The sequence below is a fragment of the Bhargavaea beijingensis genome (assembly GCF_900101985.1).
Taxonomy (GTDB): domain Bacteria; phylum Bacillota; class Bacilli; order Bacillales_A; family Planococcaceae; genus Bhargavaea; species Bhargavaea beijingensis.
Genome location: NZ_FNAR01000007.1, coordinates 104,296 through 123,465, shown reverse-complemented (window position 1 = coordinate 123,465; position 19,170 = coordinate 104,296). Strand labels below are relative to the sequence as shown.

The window sequence follows — 19,170 nt, the reverse complement described above, 5'->3', positions numbered from 1 at the left end:
GCCTCTCCCCCTTAAGCTCTAGGATGTGCGTTCATGTACGTTTTTCTCAGATGTTCTTTCGTCACATGTGTATAGACCTGCGTCGATGACAGGCTGGCATGGCCGAGAAGCTCCTGGACGGAACGCATATCCGCACCATTGTTGAGCAAGTGCGTAGCGAACGTATGACGGAGCATATGCGGATGGATCGATACATGGAGTGCGGCCTTCTTGACCATTTCCTCCAGGATATGCCGGACTCCGCGGTCAGTCAGCGGAGTCCCCCTCATATTGACGAACAGCCGGTCATGTTTGTTCCCCTTCATGATGGCCGGACGCGCCTTGTCCACATACCTGCCGAGTGCATCGGCGGCAAAATGGCCAAAGGGAATGTAGCGCTCGCGGCGGCCCTTCCCCATGACCCGGACAATATCAAGCCCGAGATCGGCATCCTGAACGGTAAGTCCGGTCAGCTCAGACACCCGCATGCCGGTGGCATAGAGCAGCTCAAGAAGAGCCGTGTCCCGGATTTCCTTCGGTGAGCTGCCCGCATTCGCTTCGAAAAGCTGCTCCATCTCTTCTTCATAGAAGAACTTGGGCAGCTTTTCCTCTTTCTTCGGATGAAACAGTGATCGGAATGCCTGGTCGTCGATGCCGAAGCGCGTGTTGGCAAATTTGAAGAACGAACGGAGAGATGAAATCTTCCTGGAGATGGTCGCCCTCTCAAGCCCCCGCTCATATAGCCGGGTCACATAAAGACGTGCTACCGGATAGCGGATCTCCTCCTGCTCTCCGATCCCTTCGGATTCCAGGAAAGAGAAAAACTCTTCAAGGTCTTTCCGGTATCCTTCCACGGTCAGCGGAGAGAAGTTTCGCTCCAGGCGGATATAGGCCTGGAACTCCTCTGCCGCCTGCTTTAGCCTGGCATTCATTCCGTCACCTCCGGAAATCTACAAAAGCCTCTAAAGTATAAGGCATTTAGAGGCTTTTGTTCAATCAATGTGCAATTGTATTCTTGAAATTTCGAATTGTTTCCAGTGCTCTTCCAGCTTGCTTTTCCGCACGCTCCGCTTTTTTCCTGACTTTTTCCCCAAGTGTGGGGAAAAGCCCGAAATTGATATTCATCGGCTGGAAGTTGGCAGGGTCTGCTTCACTGATATAACGCGCCAAGCTTCCGAGTGCCGTTTCCGCCGGGAAGACGACAGGATCCTCGCCAAGCGCCAGGCGGGCTGCATTAACGCCTGCCACGAGGCCGCTGCCCGCCGACTCCACATAGCCTTCGACACCGGTCATCTGTCCGGCAAAGAAAAGGTCTTTGCGCGCCTTGAGCTGATAAGTGCGCTCCAGGACACGTGGCGAATTGATGAACATGTTCCGGTGAATGACGCCGTAACGAACAATGTCTGCGTTTTCGAGTCCCGGGATCAGCCGGATTACTTCTTTCTGCGGTCCCCACTTCATGTGATTCTGGAAGCCGACTATGTTATAGAGGGTCGCTGCGGCATTGTCCTGTCGGAGCTGGACAACCGCGTATGGGGTTTTGCCGGTTTTCGGATCCTCGAGGCCGACCGGTTTCATCGGGCCGAACCGGAGGGTATCCCTGCCGCGGCGGGCCATTTCTTCGACCGGCATACAGCCTTCGAAATACTTTTCTTCTTCAAAGTCCCTGAGGGCGACCGTCTCGGCCGTGATGAGCGCCTCATAGAAGCGATTGTACTCCTCTTCGGTCATTGGGCAGTTCAGATAAGCGGCCTCCCCTTTATCATAGCGGGATTTCAGGTAGACCTTGTCCATATCGATGGAATCCTTTTCGATGATCGGCGCCGCCGCGTCGTAGAAGTAAAGATCGTACTCGCCTGTCTGGCTGCTGATCTGTTCGGCTAGAGAGGACGAAGTGAGCGGCCCGGTCGCGATGACCGTGATGCCTTCCGGAATTTCCGTCACTTCAGCGTTCACCACTTCGACAAGAGAGTGATTTTTGACCGTTTCGGTGACGCGGCCGGCAAAGTCATGGCGATCGACTGCCAATGCGCCTCCTGCCGGCACCGCGCTGGAATCCGCGGCCTGCATGATGACGGAATCGAGAATCCTCATTTCTTCTTTGAGGACGCCTACCGCATTCGTGAGGTTATTGGCACGTAGCGAGTTCGTGCACACAAGTTCTGCAAACTGGCCGGTATGGTGTGCCGGCGTCTGCCGGACCGGGCGCATTTCATGCAGGCGGACCCGGACGCCGCGGTTGGCGATCTGCCAGGCTGCCTCACTGCCTGCGAGGCCCGCGCCGATAACGTTGACGACTGGTGTCATGTTAAATCGTGTCTCCTTTTACTGTTGCGGTTGTTCTTTATAGTCGCATTCCGAGCATTGGATCTGCTTGCCCTTCTTCAGCTTTTTCTCTACCAGCATGCTGCTGCATTTCGGGCAGGGCCTGGAAACCGGTTTGTCCCATGAGATGAAATCACAGTCCGGATACTGGTCACAGCTGTAGAAGATGCGCTTTGTCTTGCTCTTGCGTTCGACGACCTCTCCCTTTTTGCATTTTGGGCAGGCCACGCCGATTTTCTTCAGGATCGGCTTGGTGTTCCGGCAGTCCGGGAAGTTCGAGCAAGCCATGAACTTGCCGTAGCGGCCCATCTTGATGACCATCGGGGAACCGCACTTCTCGCAGTCCTCGCCGGCCGGCTCATCCTTGATGACCACTTTCTCCATTTCCTGCTCGGCAACTTTCAGCCGCTTTTCAAAATCCTTGTAGAAGGAATCGATGACATTGACCCATTCGTTTTTTCCGTCCTCGATGCTGTCAAGGTCTTTCTCCATCTCTGCCGTAAACTCGACATCGATGATTTCCGGGAAAAACTCACTGACAAGGGAGTGGACGATTTCCCCAAGCTCGGTCGGGATGAAGCGTTTGGCATCAAGAGAAACATAGCCCCGTTTCTGAATCGTATCAAGCGTCGGTGCGTAGGTTGAAGGCCGGCCGATGCCGAGCTCTTCCATCGTCTTGACAAGACGTGCTTCCGAGTACCGTGGAGGCGGCTGGGTGAAGTGTTGTTTCGGATCGATCTTGAGACTTTTGACGATATCGCCTTTTTCAAGGGGTGGAAGCATTTTCTGCTTCACGTCTTCCTTGTCGTCCTCGCCTTCGACGTAGACTTTCATGAAGCCCTGGAATTTGACCTGTGATCCGGTTGCACGGAACACGACCTCCCCCTGCCTGAGGTCGGCCGTCACGGTATCCAGTACGGCAGGCGCCATCCGGCTCGCAATGAACCGTTCCCAGATCAGCCGGTAAAGCTTCAGCTGATCGTTCGAGAGGACGGCCTTCAGAGAAGCCGGAGTACGCAGTACAGAGGTCGGCCGGATCGCTTCGTGCGCGTCCTGGGCATTTTTCTGCTTGGATGTCCGCTCGCCCGGCGCCATGTAGTCCTTCCCGTATTCGGAGAGGATGAAATCGCCGGCTTCTTTTTTCGCGGTGTCCGAGATCCGGGTGGAGTCGGTACGCATGTAGGTGATGAGACCGACGCTTCCTTCCTTGCCGACGTTGATTCCTTCGTAAAGCTGCTGGGCGAGCATCATCGTTTTACGCGCCCGGAAGTTCAGCTTGCGTGCCGCTTCCTGCTGGAGGGAGGATGTGGTGAAGGGCGGAGCGGGGTTGCGCTTCCGCTCTTTTTTCTCCAGCTCGGCGACTTCAAAGTCATGGCCGTCCAGTTTGGCAAGGATCGTATCGACGGTCTGTTTGTCCGGCAGCTTGATTTTCTTTTTGCCGTCACCATGGAACGTGGCCGTGAACTCTTTTTTCCCTTTGCCGAACAGCCCGGTGATCGACCAGTACTCTTCCGGCTTGAAGTTCCGGATCTCATTTTCCCGGTCGATGATCAGTCGGAGGGCAACGGATTGGACCCGTCCCGCCGAGAGCCCCTTCTTCACTTTTTTCCAGAGGATCGGACTGATGTTATAGCCGACCAGACGGTCGAGGATGCGGCGTGCCTGCTGGGCGTCGACCCGGTCGCGATTGATTGCGCGCGGATGCTTGAATGCTTCTTTGACCGCATCCTTTGTGATTTCGTTGAACACGACCCGGCATTCGGAATCTTCGTCGATGCCGAGGGAATGTGCGAGGTGCCATGCGATCGCTTCCCCTTCGCGGTCGGGGTCGGATGCGAGAAAGACTTTTTTTGCTTTCTTGGCCGCACTTTTCAGTTCCTGGAGAACCGGGCCTTTTCCGCGGATCGTGATGTACTTTGGCTCGTAATTGTTTTCAACATCGATGCCGGTCTGGCTTCGCGGGAGATCCCGCACATGGCCGACTGATGCTTTTACCTTGTATTTCTTCCCTAAATATTTCTCAATCGTCTTTGCCTTCGCAGGCGACTCGACGATGACCAAATAATCTGGTGCCATTGATGTGCCTCCATTCGAGGTGAACGTTACCTAAAGAAAGTCCTGATGGAAAATGTAAACTATCTTCTATATAATTGCAACCATTTTCGGCTCCTCTCATTTTCCGCGGAAGCAGGCCGCCTTCATATTCAGACCGGTTCCCCTGGCGGCCCGCCCAGGACTGTATAGCCATCCAGAGCGGGCGCGGCGCCTTCCAGGATCAGCCGGTTTGGGCCGGCGGAAAGCGGCGAATCAATCGGACCCGGGACAGCATGAACATCCTTCCCGTGCTCCAATGCATGGTCGATCGTGCTCATCGTCCCGCTCCGGCGGGCCGCTTCGGTAACGATGATAATATCGGAAAGACCACTGATGATCCGGTTCCGCATCGGGAACTGCCACTTTTTCGGGCCGGCATAAGGCGGGTACTCGGTAACGAGAAGATGGCCGGTCTGCATCACTTCATAGAGGCCGTTGTTTTGCTTCGGGTACCGGTGGGATAGTCCGGTTCCAAGGACTCCGATCGTCTTTCCGCCGTGGCGGATGGCCGCCTCATGCGCCATCGCATCGGCACCCATCGCAAGGCCGCTCACGATGGCATAGCCCTGCCCGACGAGCGGCGGGATGATTTTCTCCATGGCAATGCGTGAGTAGGCGGTCGCTTTTCTCGAACCGATGATGGCCGCTTTGTTCTGCATGGATAACAGAGATGTGTCGCCCGCGGTGTATAGAACAGCCGGCGGATCGATCAGCTGGGTAAGTGAATGGGGGTAGAGGACGTGGCTATACAAGATGGGGGTGATGGAGCTCGCGGCATACAATTCTGTGTATGGGGGGTCCGCATGCAGGCGGAGCTTCTTCCTGAGAAGCTCCGCTCTGTCCGTGTCAAGGTCCAGTAAAAATGCCAGCTCGGCGATTCCCATATCGGGGAGCGCCTCCAGCCCGGGATCGGCCGCAAGCAGCCGGCCAAACCGGTTCAACGGTGCCGGAAAAACATAGTGCAGTGCCAGCAGACGATCTTCAAACCGATCGATAACCATGACCTCCTGTCCCGCAAAGTCTCCGGAAATAGTAAAAGCGCGGCACTGGATGTGCCGCACTTTCATTTTAGTGGGTTTTGCACTTTTCGTACAGACCTTTTTCCTTCAGGACGCTGATCATTGTTTCTCCAATGACGGATGGTGTTTCGGCAACTTTGATGCCTGCTGCTTCCATCGCCTTGATTTTCTCGGCTGCAGTTCCCTTGCCGCCGGAAATGATGGCGCCTGCGTGGCCCATGCGCTTTCCTGGAGGTGCGGTCTGTCCGCCGATAAAGCCTGTGACCGGCTTTGTCATATTCGCTTTGACCCATTCTGCCGCTTCTTCCTCGGCCGTTCCGCCGATTTCACCGATCATGACAACCGCGAGCGTTTCAGGGTCTTCGTTGAATTCCTTGAGTACATCGATGAAGTTTGTGCCATTGACAGGGTCTCCGCCGATGCCGACTGCTGTCGTCTGGCCGACACCTGCTTCGGTCAGCTGGTGAACCGCTTCGTACGTCAGGGTTCCCGAACGGGATACGACGCCTACGTGGCCCTTTTTGTGGATATAGCCAGGCATGATTCCGATCTTGCATTCGTCCGCCGTGATGACGCCCGGGCAGTTCGGTCCGATGAGACGCGTTTTCTTGCCCTCCATGTAGCGGACCACTTTAACCATGTCCAGCACCGGAATGTGTTCGGTGATGCAGATTGCAAGATCCAGCTCTGCGTCGACCGCTTCAAGAATCGCGTCAGCCGCGAACGGAGCCGGAACATAGATGACGGAGACGGTTGCGCCCGTTTCCTTTACTGCGTCCTCGACTGTGTTGAAAACCGGTACGCCTTCAACTTCCGTGCCGCCTTTTCCTGGCGTCACACCCGCAACGATCTTCGTGCCGTATTCCAACATTTGCTTGGTGTGGAAGAGGGCTGTAGAGCCCGTGATTCCCTGTACAAGTACTTTTGTATCCTTATCGACATAAATGCCCATCGTTTTCCCGCCTTTCTTAGCCTACGAGTTCGACAATTTTTTGTGCGCCGTCCGCCATGGAATCAGCTGCAGTGATGTTCAGTCCGGATTCGTTCAGAAGCTTCTTGCCCGCATCCACGTTCGTCCCTTCAAGACGGACGACAAGTGGCACTTCAAGGCCGAGCTGCTTTGTTGCCTGGATGACACCTTCTGCGATGATATCGCACTTCATGATGCCGCCGAAAATGTTGACAAAGATCCCTTTGACGTTTTCATCGGAAAGGATGATCTTGAACGCTTCGGTAACTTTCTCCGCAGTCGCGCCGCCGCCGACGTCGAGGAAGTTGGCCGGCTTGCCGCCGTAGAAGTTGATGGTGTCCATTGTGGACATCGCAAGTCCTGCACCGTTGACCATGCAGCCGATGTTGCCGTCAAGGGATACGTAGCTGAGGTCATATTTCGACGCTTCGATCTCTTTCGGATCTTCTTCGTCAAAGTCGCGGAGCTCAACGATGTCAGCATGGCGGTAAAGGGCGTTCGAGTCGAAATTGAACTTCGCATCGAGTGCCACGACCTGGTCATCGCCGGTCACGACGAGCGGGTTGATTTCAAGGATGGATGCATCCTTTGCAATGAAAGCTTCATAGATGCCGAGGAAAAGCTTCGCTGCCTTGTTGACGAGCTTCGAAGGAATGTTCATGTTGAATGCCATGCGGCGTGCCTGGAATCCGGTCAGGCCGACAACCGGATCGATGACTTCCTTGAAAATCTTTTCCGGTGTTTCTTCCGCCACTTCTTCGATGTCCATGCCGCCTTCTTCGGAGCCCATGAGGACAACACGGTCTGTTGCACGGTCAACGACGAGGCTGATGTAGTACTCTTTGAGGATGTCAGAGCCTTCTTCAATGTAGAGGCGCTTGACTTCTTTACCTTCAGGGCCTGTCTGATGTGTCACCAGGACCTTGCCGAGAAGCTCTTTCGCATATTCGCGTACTTCGTCGACCGTCTTTGCGATTTTGACGCCGCCGGCCTTTCCGCGTCCGCCTGCATGGATCTGCGCTTTTACGACATATACATTGGTGTCGAGTTCCTTGGCCGCCTTGACAGCCTCTTCAGGGGAAAACGCAACGATTCCGTTTGGTACCGCGACGCCGTAGTCGCGAAGAATCTGTTTCCCTTGGTACTCATGGATATTCATCTTACATCCTCCAATCGAACTGCTGAATAGTTTCTTGCCATCCCCCATTGTAATCAACCCGTCATAGGTTGTCCATAATTGTCTTTTCCTGAACCGCTTTTCCGCTGGTTCCGACAAGGAATCCGGCCACCGGCGCGAAAGTCTTCCGGTGTTCCGGACATGGGCCATGCGCTTCGAGCGCTTCCAGGTGAGCGGCAGTTCCATAGCCGGAGTGCCGGTCGAATCCGTATGCGGGGTATTGTTCATGCAGCCTCTTCATATAGGCATCCCGCTCCGTCTTGGCCAGTACGGATGCCGCCGCCACACACAGGCTGAGCCCATCTGCCTTCACGACCGGATGGCATGGGACTTCCCCTTCGAGGGCCATGGCGTCGGCGATGACTGTTTCCGGCTTCACGGACAGCCCGGCCACCGCTTTTTCCATCGATTCACGGGTGGCCCCGTAGATGTTCAGCCGGTCTATTTCCGCCGCCGGCTGAATGTGGACGGACCAGGCGATCGCATGCTCCCTGATCACAGCGGCCAGACGTTCCCGACGCTCCCGGGAAATCGCCTTTGAATCATCCAGCCCCGACAGTTCAGGACACGACGGCGGCAGGATGACGGCTGCCGTCACCACCGGACCGGCAAGCGGCCCCCTCCCCGCTTCATCCACGCCTGCCACGGGTGACTCCGCGCTTAGTCGGAACCCGTTGTCGAATCGTTCCTTTTCGAGATGCCGCTCAAGCTCAAGGCGTCTTTTATCCTTTCTGCGCTCATAGGAAGCAAGCAGTTTGCGGATGCCGGCACGGCTGTCGCTTTTCAGCTCGCGGAAGTATGGATCCCCCTCTTCGGCCGTTTCAAGCCATGCCCTCACTTCACTGATTGTTAATTTCGCCACTGTTGATCAGGCCTTTCCTGTCTTATGTATGTTCCCGTCTCTCTGGAAGCGGAAATGAACAGGCACGCCCCCTTTCGGCGGCGTGCCTGTTCATTCGTCGTCTGCAAAATCAAACGTCAGTCTGCCGAGCTGCTGGTCACGGATATCGCGAACGATCAGCTCGGACACGCTATCATAGTCGATCGTGCCGCCTTTTTCGTAGACCTTCCTGAGCTCGCCGATCCGCTCGTAGGCACCCGGTATGTCGCCGTCCAGCGACCGGAAGCCATAGCGTTCCTCAAGACGGTCGGGATAATGTGCCTCGAGGAATTGGAGCGCATAAACCGCCAGCTCCTGCTGGTCGGTGATGGCATCCTTGATCGCCCCGGTCAGCGCCAGTTTATAGCCGGCCTCCGGGTCCTCGAACTTCGGCCAAAGGATGCCCGGCGTATCGAGGAGTTCCAGTTCTTTGCCTACCTTGATCCACTGCTGGGCTTTGGTGACGCCCGGCGTATTGCCCGTCTTGGCGATATTCTTTTTGGCAAGCCGGTTGATGAGCGTCGACTTTCCGACATTCGGGATGCCGACAATCATCGCGCGGATGGCCCTCGGCCGGATTCCTTTCGCCTTCATGCGTTCCCATTTCTCCTTGAGGATCTGCTGGGCCACCTTGTTCACCTGCTGCAGGCCTTTTCCGTCAAGCGAGTTGATCGCCACCGCTTCGGTTCCGCTTCCCCGGAACTTCTCCAGCCAACGGGCGGTCTCGGCATCGTCTGCCATATCTTTCTTGTTGAGGATGACAAGACGGGGTTTCCGGCTGATAATGTCATCGATCATCGGGTTTCTGGAAGACTGCGGAAGCCTGGCATCAATCAGTTCGAAGACGATGTCGACCATCTTCAGCTGTTCGGTCACTTCCCGCCTTGCCTTCGCCATATGTCCCGGGAACCATTGGATTGTCATGAATCACACCTCCGTCACTTGACGAACCCGATATCTTCCATCGGCCAGAAGATCAGGCTCGTGCTGCCGATGATCTCATCGAACGGGATGACGCCGATGTGGCGGGAATCCTTGCTGTACCGCCGGTTATCTCCCATGACAAACACATGGCCCTCCGGAACGGTTTCCCGCTGGATCTTTTCCTCGAGCGTGAAGTCTTCGGTCAGCGTTCCGTCCGTAACGGCTTCCTTTTTCTTATCGAGGTACGGTTCATCATAGGGTTTCCCATTGATATAAAGCTGGTCATCCCGGTATTCGATATGATCGCCCGGGAGCCCGATGACCCGCTTGATGTAGTCTTTCTGTTCCGGCGCATGGAAGACGACGATATCGAATCGTTCCGGCTCACCGATCGTATATCCGATTTTGTTGACGATCATCTTGTCTCCATCCTCGAGCGTCGGCATCATGGACTCCCCGTCTACGACAATCGGCGTAAAGAGGAAATACCGGATGATGGCAGCCAGCCCGAACGCGATAAGAAGAACTTTCGTCCATTCCCAGAGTTCATTTTTCTGTTTCTCTTCTGTCATCCCGTTGGCCTCCCTGTTCAATCTGATTCCATTATAGAGTGTATGAAAGACTGAGGCAAAAAGAAAAGGGGCCGGACAGGCCGGCCCCTTTCGAATGTCGATTATCGGATTTCTTTGATGCGGGCAGCTTTTCCGCGAAGGTTGCGGAGGTAGTACAGCTTCGCACGGCGAACTTTACCGCGGCGAATCACTTCAAGTTTCGCGATTTTTGGCGTATGCACAGGGAAAGTACGCTCAACCCCTACACCGTAGGAGATTTTGCGGACTGTGAATGTCTCGCTGATGCCGCCGCCGCGACGCTTGATGACAACCCCTTCGTATACCTGGATCCGCTCACGCGTACCCTCGACGACTTTCACGTGTACACGTACCGTGTCGCCCGGGCGGAATGCCGGAAGGTCTGTACGAAGTTGTTCCTTCGTGATTTCTGCAATAATGTTTTGCATGTTTTCCTCTCCTTACTACAGATGCTCATGCACAACTTGCCTTTGCAGCGGAACACCGTAATCGAGTGCTTCACGCAGAAGCACGGGACTTATCATACCACAGGCCGTGTCTCCAGGCAAGCACGGGATTCACTCTTCTTCCCGCCAGCCGAAGCGGCGGAGCACTTCTTTCTGGCGGTCCGTCAGATCGGCTTCCTGGAGAAGATCGGGTCTCCGTTCGAACGTCCGCCTGAGCGACTGTTCCTCGCGCCAACGCTCGATTTCCGCATGATTTCCGGACAGGAGGACATCGGGCACCTTCATCCCTCTGAAATCCGCCGGGCGGGTGTAGTGGGGGTGTTCCAGGAATCCAGTAGAAAACGAATCCAGCGCCGGTGATTCCTCGTTACCGAGCACGCCCGGGAGGAGCCGGACCACGCTGTCGATGACTGTCATCGCCGCCAGCTCTCCGCCGGTGAGGACAAAATCGCCGATGGAGATCTCATCTGTGATGAGGTGCTCGCGGATGCGTTCGTCATAACCCTCGTAGTGCCCGCACAGGAAGATGAGATCTTCTTCCTGCGCCAGCTCTTCGGCCTTTTTCTGGGTGAACCGTTCCCCTTGGGGGCACATGAGGATGATCCTTGGGGAGCGGCCTTCCGAGAGATTTTCCACGGCCCGGAACAGCGGCTCAGGCTTCAGGACCATCCCGGCCCCTCCGCCGTAGGGATAATCGTCGACCTTACGATGCTTGTCCGTGGCGAATTCCCGGAAATCCCGCACAGCAAGGCTGACGGCCCCGCTTTCCTGCGCCCGTTTCAGGATGGATGCATTGAAGACGCCTCCGAACATTTCCGGAAAAATGGACAGTACTGAAATTTTCATCAGGACAGCAGCCCTTCGATCGGATCGATGACAATCCGCCCTTTTTCGGTGTCGACTTCCAGGACGACATCCTCGATATATGGAATATAATGCATCTTGCCTTCCGGCGGTTTCACTGCCCAAACGTCATTTGCTCCGGTCTCCAGAACTTCGGTCACCTTGCCGATCTCACGGCCTTCCTGGTCGACGACGGTGCAGCCGATGATTTCGTGGTAATAGAATTCGCCTTCTTCCAGTTCCCCAAGATCTTCATCAGGCACTTTCAGAATGCCGTCACGATACTTCTCCACGTCGTTGATGGACGTGTGGCCCTCGAATGTCAGGAGATCGAAGTTCTTATGGGCGCGGCGGGAGGCCACGGTCAGCATGACCGGTTCCTTTTCGCCGGGCATGAAGAGTCCCAGGCGCGCCCCTTTTGCATAGCGCTCCTCCGGAAAATCCGTCCGTGACATCACGCGGACTTCTCCGCGGATTCCGTGCGTATTGACGATCTTTCCGACGTTATACCAGTTCATCCGTCGTCCTCCTTAATCGTTTTCCGGGGTATGAAAAAGGAAGGAACCAAAATCGTCCCTTCCTTAATCCATGATGTCGACGCGCACCCGTTTCCGGCCTGCGCCTTCAGCTGAATTTACGACAGTCCGGATAGCGGATGCCACCCGGCCCTGTTTGCCGATCACTTTCCCCATGTCTTCCGGGTGGAGGGACAGTGAGCAGACAAGCCTGCCCTGCCGTTCTTCCACTCCGATCCGGACGTGTTCCGGATGATCAACGAGCGGTTTGACGATCGTTTCAATCAGCTTTTTCATCATGTCGCCTCCGTCAAATTATTTTGCGGTCTTGGCGTTATGGAATTTCTCCATGATGCCCTGCGTAGCGAGCAGGTTGCGCACTGTATCAGAAGGCTTCGCGCCGTTCTGAAGCCATTTGAGTGCAAGCTCTTCGTCGATCTTGAGCTCAGCCGGCGTCGTGAGCGGGTTGTACGTGCCGATCGTTTCAATCTGGCGGCCGTCACGAGGGGAACGGGAATCTGCTACTACGATACGATAGAAAGGCGTCTTTTTTGCGCCCATACGCTTAAGTCGAATTTTAACTGCCATGGTTAGCACCTCCGAATAGTTTCACACAAGATAGTATATTACCAAGTCATTATTGCTTTGTAAAGTGTTTTTTCTTAACACCTTAATTCCAGCTGATTTCCGCTACAGGCCCTTGTCGGCCAACGCTGTCGCTTTTGGCCACAGACGCCGTTCTTCGTAACGGCATCCGCTAGTCCGCGGGCGTTGCCTTAGCCGATGCCAACACGCAGATTGGCATCTGCGTGCAGAAGCACCAGCGTTGCGGAGCATTGCGCGACATCCTCGGGGTCTTCGGCTAACGCTTTTCCCGCAGGACAGAGAAGCTTCCTCGAATCCTTCTCGCACAAAGGAAATGCGAAGCATTTCCGAGGAGTCTTGGGCCTTTCGCTTCAATCGGACAGAAGGGAATATATCCATCAGAATTAAGCAACTTACTTGAACAGCGAATCGAGTCCCGGCATTTTCATTTTCCGTTTTCCTTTGCCCTGTTGCATGTTGGACATTTGTTTCATCATCTTTTTCATTTCATCGAATTGTTTGAGCAGGCGGTTGACTTCCTGGATGGTTGTGCCGGAACCGCGCGCGATGCGCTTTTTGCGGCTGGAGTTGATGATTTCCGGTTTGGACTTTTCTTCGGTCGTCATCGATTTGATGACTGCCTCCACACGGCCCATCTGTTTTTCGTCCACCTTCACATTGTCGATGCCCTTGATTTTGCCGGCTCCCGGAAGCATTTTGAGGATCTCATCGAGAGGTCCCATTTTCTTTACCTGCTCCAACTGCTCAAGGAAGTCGTCGAACGTGAACGACTGGTCCCGGAACTTTTGCTCCAGTTCCTTCGCTTTCTGTTCATCGACATTGGACTGCGCCTTTTCGATCAGCGACATGACATCGCCCATCCCGAGAATCCGGGAAGCCATGCGTTCCGGATGGAATGGTTCGAGCGCGTCGAGCTTTTCGCCCATCCCGGCAAACTTGATCGGTCTGCCGGTGACGGAACGGATCGAGAGCGCTGCACCGCCACGGGTGTCTCCGTCCAGCTTCGTCAGAACGACACCGGTCACGCCGACCTGCTGGTCAAATGTCTCCGCCACGTTTGCGGCAACCTGTCCGGTCATCGCGTCGACGACGAGGTAGACCTCGTCCGGCTGCACCGCGTCGTAGATATCGCGGAGTTCCTGCATGAGGTTCTCGTCGATCTGGAGCCGCCCGGCCGTATCGATAAAGACGACATCATGGTGGTCTTCCTTTGCCTTGGCAATAGCCTGTTTGGCGATATCGACAGGATTTTCCTCGGTTCCGAGCTGGAACACCGGCATGCCGAGCTGTTTGCCGATCGTCTCCAACTGCTGGATTGCGGCCGGACGGTAGACGTCGGCAGCGACAAGTAGCGGTTTCCGGTTATATTTCTTTCGGATCAGGTTTGCCAGCTTCCCGGTTGTCGTGGTCTTCCCGGCACCCTGAAGCCCGACCATCATGATGACGGTCGGCGGCTTTTTCGCGAATGTGATCGTTTCGGCTTCACCGCCCATAAGGTCAGCCAGTTCATCCCGGACAATTTTGACGACCTGCTGTCCCGGCGTCAGGCTTTCCATGACGTCCGATCCGACAGCGCGCTCGCTCACTTTCTTGACGAATTCCTTGACGACCTTCAGGTTGACGTCGGCCTCGATCAGTGCGAAACGGACTTCGCGCATCATCTCTTTGACATCGGCCTCGGTCACTTTCCCCTTGCCCTTTATTTTCTGAAGCGTTTGCTGCAGGCGCTCGCCCAACCCTTCAAATGCCATCGATTGCCCGCCTCCTATCAGTCAAATTCTTTTAGTTCTTGCAGGCGCCGGACGAGAGATCCGGCATCCGTTCCGCCTTGTTGTACATCGGCCACAAGCGCGTCGACGGCTGCTCGCCGCTGGCGGAACTTGCTGAAAAGCTGGAGTTTCTGCTCATACTCCTCAAGCATCGCCTCCGTACGGCGGATATTGTCATAGACCGCCTGGCGGGAGATCTCATATTGCTCTGCAATTTCCCCCAGGGACAGGTCGTTCAGGTAATACAGGTCCATATAGCTTCGTTGCTTCTCGGTCAGCAGTGCCTGATAAAAGTCGAACAGGAAGTTCATCCGGGTTGTTTTTTCAAGCAGCATGAAAGCCCCTCCTTCCCGTCTCCGTCAACAGCATTTTATACAGGGCGGGTGTCCCTGTCAAGTAAATTACCTTGTCTTTCAATCTTCATCCTGGCCATCGGCTTTGACCGCTTCCTGCTCCAGCCCTTCGGCAAACAATCCGTATACATATCGCTCCGCATCAAACGGTTGCAGGTCTTCCATGCCTTCACCAAGACCGACGAACTTGACCGGGATGCCCAGCTTGTTTCGGATGGCGAGGACGATCCCGCCTTTCGCGGTACCGTCAAGCTTCGTCAGCACGATGCCCGTGACATCCGTCGCTTCCTTGAAGGTCTCCGCCTGGATGAGGGCGTTCTGTCCGGTCGTTGCATCGAGCGCGAGCAAAGTCTCGTGCGGCGCGCCCGGCAGCTCCCGGCCGATCACCCTATGCACTTTCTCGAGCTCGTTCATCAGGTTGACTTTGTTCTGGAGGCGTCCGGCGGTATCACAGATCAGTACATCCACCTTGCGGTTTTTCGCCGCCCTCACCGCATCGTACATGACGGCTGCGGGATCCGAATTCTCCGCCTGGCGGATCACTTCCGCACCGACCCGGTCGCCCCATACCTGGAGCTGATCGATCGCTCCGGCCCGGAATGTATCTCCGGCAGCCAGCATGACCGTCTTGCCTTCCTGGATGAAACGGTGGGCAAGCTTGCCGATTGTCGTCGTCTTGCCGACGCCGTTGACGCCCACCAGAAGGATCACAGTCGGTTCCCCGTCCTGCATGTTAAGGCCGCCTTCGCCTTCATCGCCTTTGTGATAGATGTCGACCAGCTTCTCGGAAATGGCGGTCTGGATGCCTTCCGTATCTTTGACGTTCCGGCGCTGCACCTCGAACCGCAGGTCATCCATCAGCTCCATGACCGTTTCGAATCCGACATCCGCCTGAAGCAGGAGATCTTCAAGCTCCTCGAAAAAGTCTTCATCCACCTTCCGGTAACGGGCGATGAGGTCATTGACTTTGGAAGTGAACGATGTTCTCGTCTTTTCCAGTCCGTCTTTATACTTTTCTGTTGTTTCGTCCGGTTTGCCGGACATTTTCTCTTTCAGTTTCTTGAAAAAACTCATATTCCCGCTCCTTTCGGACCAGCCCCCACCGACGGGACGGGCTCCTCATATTCCACTTCGCTGCTTTCCGTCAGCCTGACGGAGACCGGCTTGGAAATGCCGGATTCTTGCATGGTGATGCCATAAAGCACGTCGGCGCCTTCCATCGTCCCCTTCCTGTGGGTGATGACGATGAACTGCGTCTCGCTGCTGAATTTCTTCAGATAATCGCTGTACCGCAGCACATTGGCTTCATCCAGCGCCGCTTCGACTTCATCCAGCACACAAAATGGCACGGGCCGGACTTTCAGGATGGCGAAAAGGAGAGCGATTGCGGTCAACGCCCGCTCTCCGCCCGAAAGCAGGCTCAGGTTCTGCAATTTCTTGCCCGGCGGACATGCCACGATGTCGATGCCGGTCCGCAGCATGTCTTCCGGATTGGTGAGAACAAGCTCCGTCCTGCCGCCGCCGAACAATTCCTTGAAGACGATGCCGAACTGCCGGCTGACCGCGTGGAATGTACTGCTGAACCGTTCCGTCACTTCGGTATCCATCTCATCGATGGCGCTTTCAAGCGTCTCTTTGGCCTCGAGCAGATCATTGCGCTGATCTGTGAGGAATGCGTGGCGCTCCGATACGGCATCGAATTCTTCGATTGAAGCCGTATTGACGGGACCCAACTCTTCGATTGACTGCTTCAGGAGCCGTACTTTCTTCCTGGCTTCCTCCGGTGCCAGATTCTCGGGGAATCCGATTCCGGCATCCGGCAGTTCATCGATTCCGTAGTCCTCTTCGAGCGAACTGCGGAGTGATCCAAGCTCATAGGTGATTCGGCCCGCACGGAGCTCAGCTTCCCGTACAGTGGTCGAATGCACCGCCTTCTTTTCCGCCGCACGACGGAATCTCGCTTCCGCCGAAGCGATGTCCTGCTGGAGGGATTCCCGAAGAGATAGCGTCAGCGACAGCTCTTTTTCGAGAGACGCCTTCTTTTCTTTCCATGTCTGAAGTTCGTTCTCGGCTTCCTCGGGGCTTGATCCGGCATCTCCTCCGGCTGTCCACTCCATTTCTTCCCGGAGCCGTTCTTCTCTGGCAAGCAGCGCAGCCAGCTCTTCCTCGACCGCAGCAGAAGCGGCTTCTGCCTGTGCAAGCTGTTCGGCAAGCACGGCGGATTCCTGTTTGAGGTCGCCAAGCCGGTTGTTCATCCGGTCGCGCTCGGTCCGCCCTTCTTCATAAAGGCCTGTCATCTCTTCGATTTCACCGGATGCCCGGCCAAGCTCTTCCTTGAGGGCAGCCTGCCGTGATTCGGCCTCCCGGATGCGGCCACGGATGCCGGTTGTCAGGACCGTAGTGCCGGACTCCTCGTCACCGAACATGGCCAGGCGATCGGCCAGCCGGCGTTCCGCCGCCTTCAGTTCCGCGACCCTGCCGACGATTGCCACTTCCTTCTCCGTCAGCGCTTCACGCTCTTCCCTCACCCGATCAAGATTTTCCGATTGTGCCGTCAACTGTTGCTTCAGCGAGGCAATGACCTTTTCGGCGTTGCCGATCGACTTTTCAAGACGGACGGCATCAGCGGTCACCTGTCCAAGCTCCGCCTTCCTCATGAAGATCGGGTTGCCCCGGTCCACCCCCCCGCCGGTCATTGAGCCTCCGGCATTGACGACATCGCCGTCCAGGGTCACGACGCGGTAGCGGTGTCCGATCATCTTGCCGATTTCATTGGCACCTTTCAGGGTGCGGGAAATGAGGACATTGCCGAGCAGGTTCTGCACAATCGGCATGTACTTTTCTTCGGCAGTGACGACCGTGTCCCCTGTCCCGATAAAGTCTTCGTGTGAAGAAGCGCGGCTCAGGGAAGAAGGATCCACCCTGCGAGGCTTCATCACGGATAGCGGCAGGAATGTGGCCCGGCCCTTCCTGCTTTTTTTCAGATAGCCGATCGCCTGGCGGGCATCAGCTTCCGTGATGGTCACGATATTCTGCGCAGCTGCACCGAGGGCCGTTTCAGCGGCACCGGCAAACTCCTTTTTCACTGCGACAAGTGAGGCGACCGCCCCTTCGATGCCGTCCAGACGGTTGCTTTCGGCTGCACGGAGCACTTCACGGACACCTGTATGGAATCCGGCGAATTCCGCTTCCATGGAAAGAAGGGCTTCCCGCCGGCCCTTCAGTTTTTCAAGCAGGCTGTAGGCCTTGTACAACTGTTCCTGTTTCCCGTTCAGCTCGGCCGCAGTCTGCTCTCTCGACGCAGCCAGCTCCGCTTCATCCGACCGTACAGATGAGAGCCGCTCCTTCATGCCGGCAAGCTCCTGTTCCGCACCGGCAAGCGCCGCGGAGGCCTCTTCCCATTCCGCACGCGCCTCTCCCGCCCGGGCACGGTTCCGTTGGGCGGATTCGGACTGATATTCAAGCTGTTGCGTAAGATGTTTGAGCTCGTTTTTCACGGCCGCCTCTTCGTTCAGCAATTCGATATAAGCGGATTTCAGTTCGTCTATTCTCCGGGCGGTCTCATCAAGCGGGCGGTCCATGACTTCCTGCAGCCGGCGGATTTCGGACCGTGCTTCCCGGAGTGCTTTTTTCCGGATAGTCGCTTCCCGCTCTGCCTGCTCTTTCCTTTGCCTGAGCCTGCCGGCTGTTTGCTCCGTTTCCGCCAGGTCATCCCGCAGCCGTTCGAGCTGACGCTCGGCATGGGTCTTCCGCTCGGCGAGCACCTGCTTGCGGCCTTCCCATTTTTCAACATTCGCGCCCGCTTCCGCCAGTGCGTTGTGCAGACCGTCCAGTGTTGCAGCGAGCTTTTCCGCCTCAGCGCGGAGCCGGCCGAGCTCTGATTCATGGCGTCCGGCTTCTTCTGCGGCGGCATGTTCAAGTCCGGTTGCTTCTTCCAGTTGCTTGCGGACATCCGCCAGTTGCTTTTCATTTTCCCGGATGTCATAAGAAAGAAGTGCGGCGCCGATTTCATCCAGCTCTCCGGACATCGCGAGATAGTCTTTCGCAGCGGATGCCTGGATCCGAAGCGGTTCTAGTCGCCCGTCAAGCTCGTGAAGGATATCCAGCACCCGGTTGAGGTTGTCTTCCGTTTCGAACAGCTTATGTTCGGCTTTTCGGCGGCGCTGCTTATACTTGAGCACGCCCGCCGCTTCCTCGAAGATTGCGCGCCGGTCTTCCGGCTTGCTGTTCAGAATTTCATCGACGCGTCCCTGTGAGATGACGGAGAATGCCTCTTTTCCGAGCCCCGAATCCATGAACAAATCGACGATGTCCCGGAGCCGGCAGTCCTGCCGGTTGATCTGGTATTCGCTGTCTCCGGAACGGAACACGCGGCGCGTGACACTGATTTCACTGAAATCAAGCGGCACGCGGCCATCGGAGTTGTCGAGAATGAGAGTGACCTCTGCGAAGTTCAGGGCTTTCCTGGAATCACTTCCCGAGAAAATCACATCTTCCATCTTGCCTCCGCGCAGGGTTTTTGCCGACTGTTCACCGAGGACCCACCGGATGGCGTCGGTGATGTTGCTTTTTCCGCTGCCGTTTGGCCCGACGACGGCCGTCACTCCCGGCACAAAGTCCAGGCCGATCCGTTCACCGAACGACTTGAACCCGATAATTTCCAGTCGCTTCAGATACAAG

General features: G+C 55.9%; 18 protein-coding genes. All 18 read right to left on the bottom strand.

Going from position 1 to position 19,170, the window contains the following annotated elements:
* Positions 1–11 precede the first annotated feature (11 nt).
* The 18 genes from xerC to smc all read right to left on the bottom strand — a co-directional run bounded on the left by xerC (position 12) and on the right by smc (position 19,169).
* Positions 12–911 carry a tyrosine recombinase XerC gene (xerC, locus tag BLT01_RS07430; RefSeq protein ID WP_092096497.1) on the bottom strand — a complete coding sequence of 300 codons (900 nt, stop codon included), beginning with the start codon at positions 909–911 and terminating at the stop codon, positions 12–14.
* 64 nt (positions 912–975) lie between these two features.
* Positions 976–2,286 carry an FADH(2)-oxidizing methylenetetrahydrofolate--tRNA-(uracil(54)-C(5))-methyltransferase TrmFO gene (gene trmFO, locus BLT01_RS07425; RefSeq protein WP_092096494.1) on the bottom strand — a complete coding sequence of 437 codons (1,311 nt, stop codon included), beginning with the start codon at positions 2,284–2,286 and terminating at the stop codon, positions 976–978.
* 18 nt (positions 2,287–2,304) lie between these two features.
* Positions 2,305–4,380, bottom strand: a complete 2,076-nt coding sequence (gene topA, locus BLT01_RS07420) for a type I DNA topoisomerase (RefSeq protein WP_092096491.1) — start codon at positions 4,378–4,380, stop codon at positions 2,305–2,307.
* Between the two features lie 128 nt (positions 4,381–4,508).
* Complete coding sequence (gene dprA / locus BLT01_RS07415; RefSeq protein ID WP_092096569.1) at positions 4,509–5,399, bottom strand: DNA-processing protein DprA; 891 nt, start codon at positions 5,397–5,399, stop codon at positions 4,509–4,511.
* 67 nt (positions 5,400–5,466) lie between these two features.
* Positions 5,467–6,369 carry a succinate--CoA ligase subunit alpha gene (gene sucD, locus BLT01_RS07410; protein WP_092096488.1) on the bottom strand — a complete coding sequence of 301 codons (903 nt, stop codon included), beginning with the start codon at positions 6,367–6,369 and terminating at the stop codon, positions 5,467–5,469.
* Positions 6,370–6,385: 16 nt separating this feature from the next.
* Positions 6,386–7,546 carry an ADP-forming succinate--CoA ligase subunit beta gene (gene sucC / locus BLT01_RS07405; RefSeq protein ID WP_092096485.1) on the bottom strand — a complete coding sequence of 387 codons (1,161 nt, stop codon included), beginning with the start codon at positions 7,544–7,546 and terminating at the stop codon, positions 6,386–6,388.
* Between the two features lie 61 nt (positions 7,547–7,607).
* The gene (locus BLT01_RS07400) at positions 7,608–8,426 is read right to left on the bottom strand and encodes a ribonuclease HII (RefSeq protein ID WP_092096482.1); all 819 of its coding nucleotides are present in this window, start codon (positions 8,424–8,426) and stop codon (positions 7,608–7,610) included.
* A 90-nt stretch (positions 8,427–8,516) separates the two neighbouring features.
* Positions 8,517–9,368, bottom strand: coding sequence for a ribosome biogenesis GTPase YlqF (ylqF, locus tag BLT01_RS07395; protein WP_092096479.1), 852 nt, complete (start codon positions 9,366–9,368; stop codon positions 8,517–8,519).
* A gap of 14 nt (positions 9,369–9,382) precedes the next feature.
* Positions 9,383–9,940 (bottom strand): signal peptidase I, encoded by a 558-nt coding sequence (lepB, locus tag BLT01_RS07390; protein WP_092096476.1) that lies wholly within the window; start codon positions 9,938–9,940, stop codon positions 9,383–9,385.
* 101 nt (positions 9,941–10,041) lie between these two features.
* Complete coding sequence (gene rplS / locus BLT01_RS07385; RefSeq protein ID WP_063179420.1) at positions 10,042–10,386, bottom strand: 50S ribosomal protein L19; 345 nt, start codon at positions 10,384–10,386, stop codon at positions 10,042–10,044.
* Between the two features lie 129 nt (positions 10,387–10,515).
* The gene (trmD, locus tag BLT01_RS07380; RefSeq protein WP_092096474.1) at positions 10,516–11,250 is read right to left on the bottom strand and encodes a tRNA (guanosine(37)-N1)-methyltransferase TrmD; all 735 of its coding nucleotides are present in this window, start codon (positions 11,248–11,250) and stop codon (positions 10,516–10,518) included.
* A complete protein-coding gene (gene rimM, locus BLT01_RS07375) occupies positions 11,250–11,765 on the bottom strand; it encodes a ribosome maturation factor RimM (RefSeq protein WP_092096472.1) in 516 nt (171 codons plus the stop codon). The genes trmD and rimM overlap by 1 nt, the downstream gene beginning before the upstream one ends.
* 63 nt (positions 11,766–11,828) lie before the next feature.
* Complete coding sequence (locus BLT01_RS07370) at positions 11,829–12,059, bottom strand: KH domain-containing protein (RefSeq protein WP_092096470.1); 231 nt, start codon at positions 12,057–12,059, stop codon at positions 11,829–11,831.
* A gap of 18 nt (positions 12,060–12,077) precedes the next feature.
* A complete protein-coding gene (rpsP, locus tag BLT01_RS07365) occupies positions 12,078–12,350 on the bottom strand; it encodes a 30S ribosomal protein S16 (protein ID WP_008297224.1) in 273 nt (90 codons plus the stop codon).
* A gap of 410 nt (positions 12,351–12,760) precedes the next feature.
* On the bottom strand, positions 12,761–14,119 hold the full coding sequence (gene ffh, locus BLT01_RS07360; RefSeq protein WP_092096468.1) for a signal recognition particle protein: 1,359 nt from the start codon (positions 14,117–14,119) through the stop codon (positions 12,761–12,763).
* Positions 14,120–14,136: 17 nt separating this feature from the next.
* Positions 14,137–14,472, bottom strand: a complete 336-nt coding sequence (locus BLT01_RS07355; protein WP_092096466.1) for a putative DNA-binding protein — start codon at positions 14,470–14,472, stop codon at positions 14,137–14,139.
* Between the two features lie 78 nt (positions 14,473–14,550).
* Entirely contained in the window at positions 14,551–15,564 is a 1,014-nt protein-coding gene (ftsY, locus tag BLT01_RS07350) for a signal recognition particle-docking protein FtsY (RefSeq protein ID WP_092096464.1), read from the bottom strand.
* Positions 15,561–19,169 carry a chromosome segregation protein SMC gene (gene smc, locus BLT01_RS07345; protein WP_092096462.1) on the bottom strand — a complete coding sequence of 1,203 codons (3,609 nt, stop codon included), beginning with the start codon at positions 19,167–19,169 and terminating at the stop codon, positions 15,561–15,563. The genes ftsY and smc overlap by 4 nt, the downstream gene beginning before the upstream one ends.
* Position 19,170 lies beyond the last annotated feature (1 nt).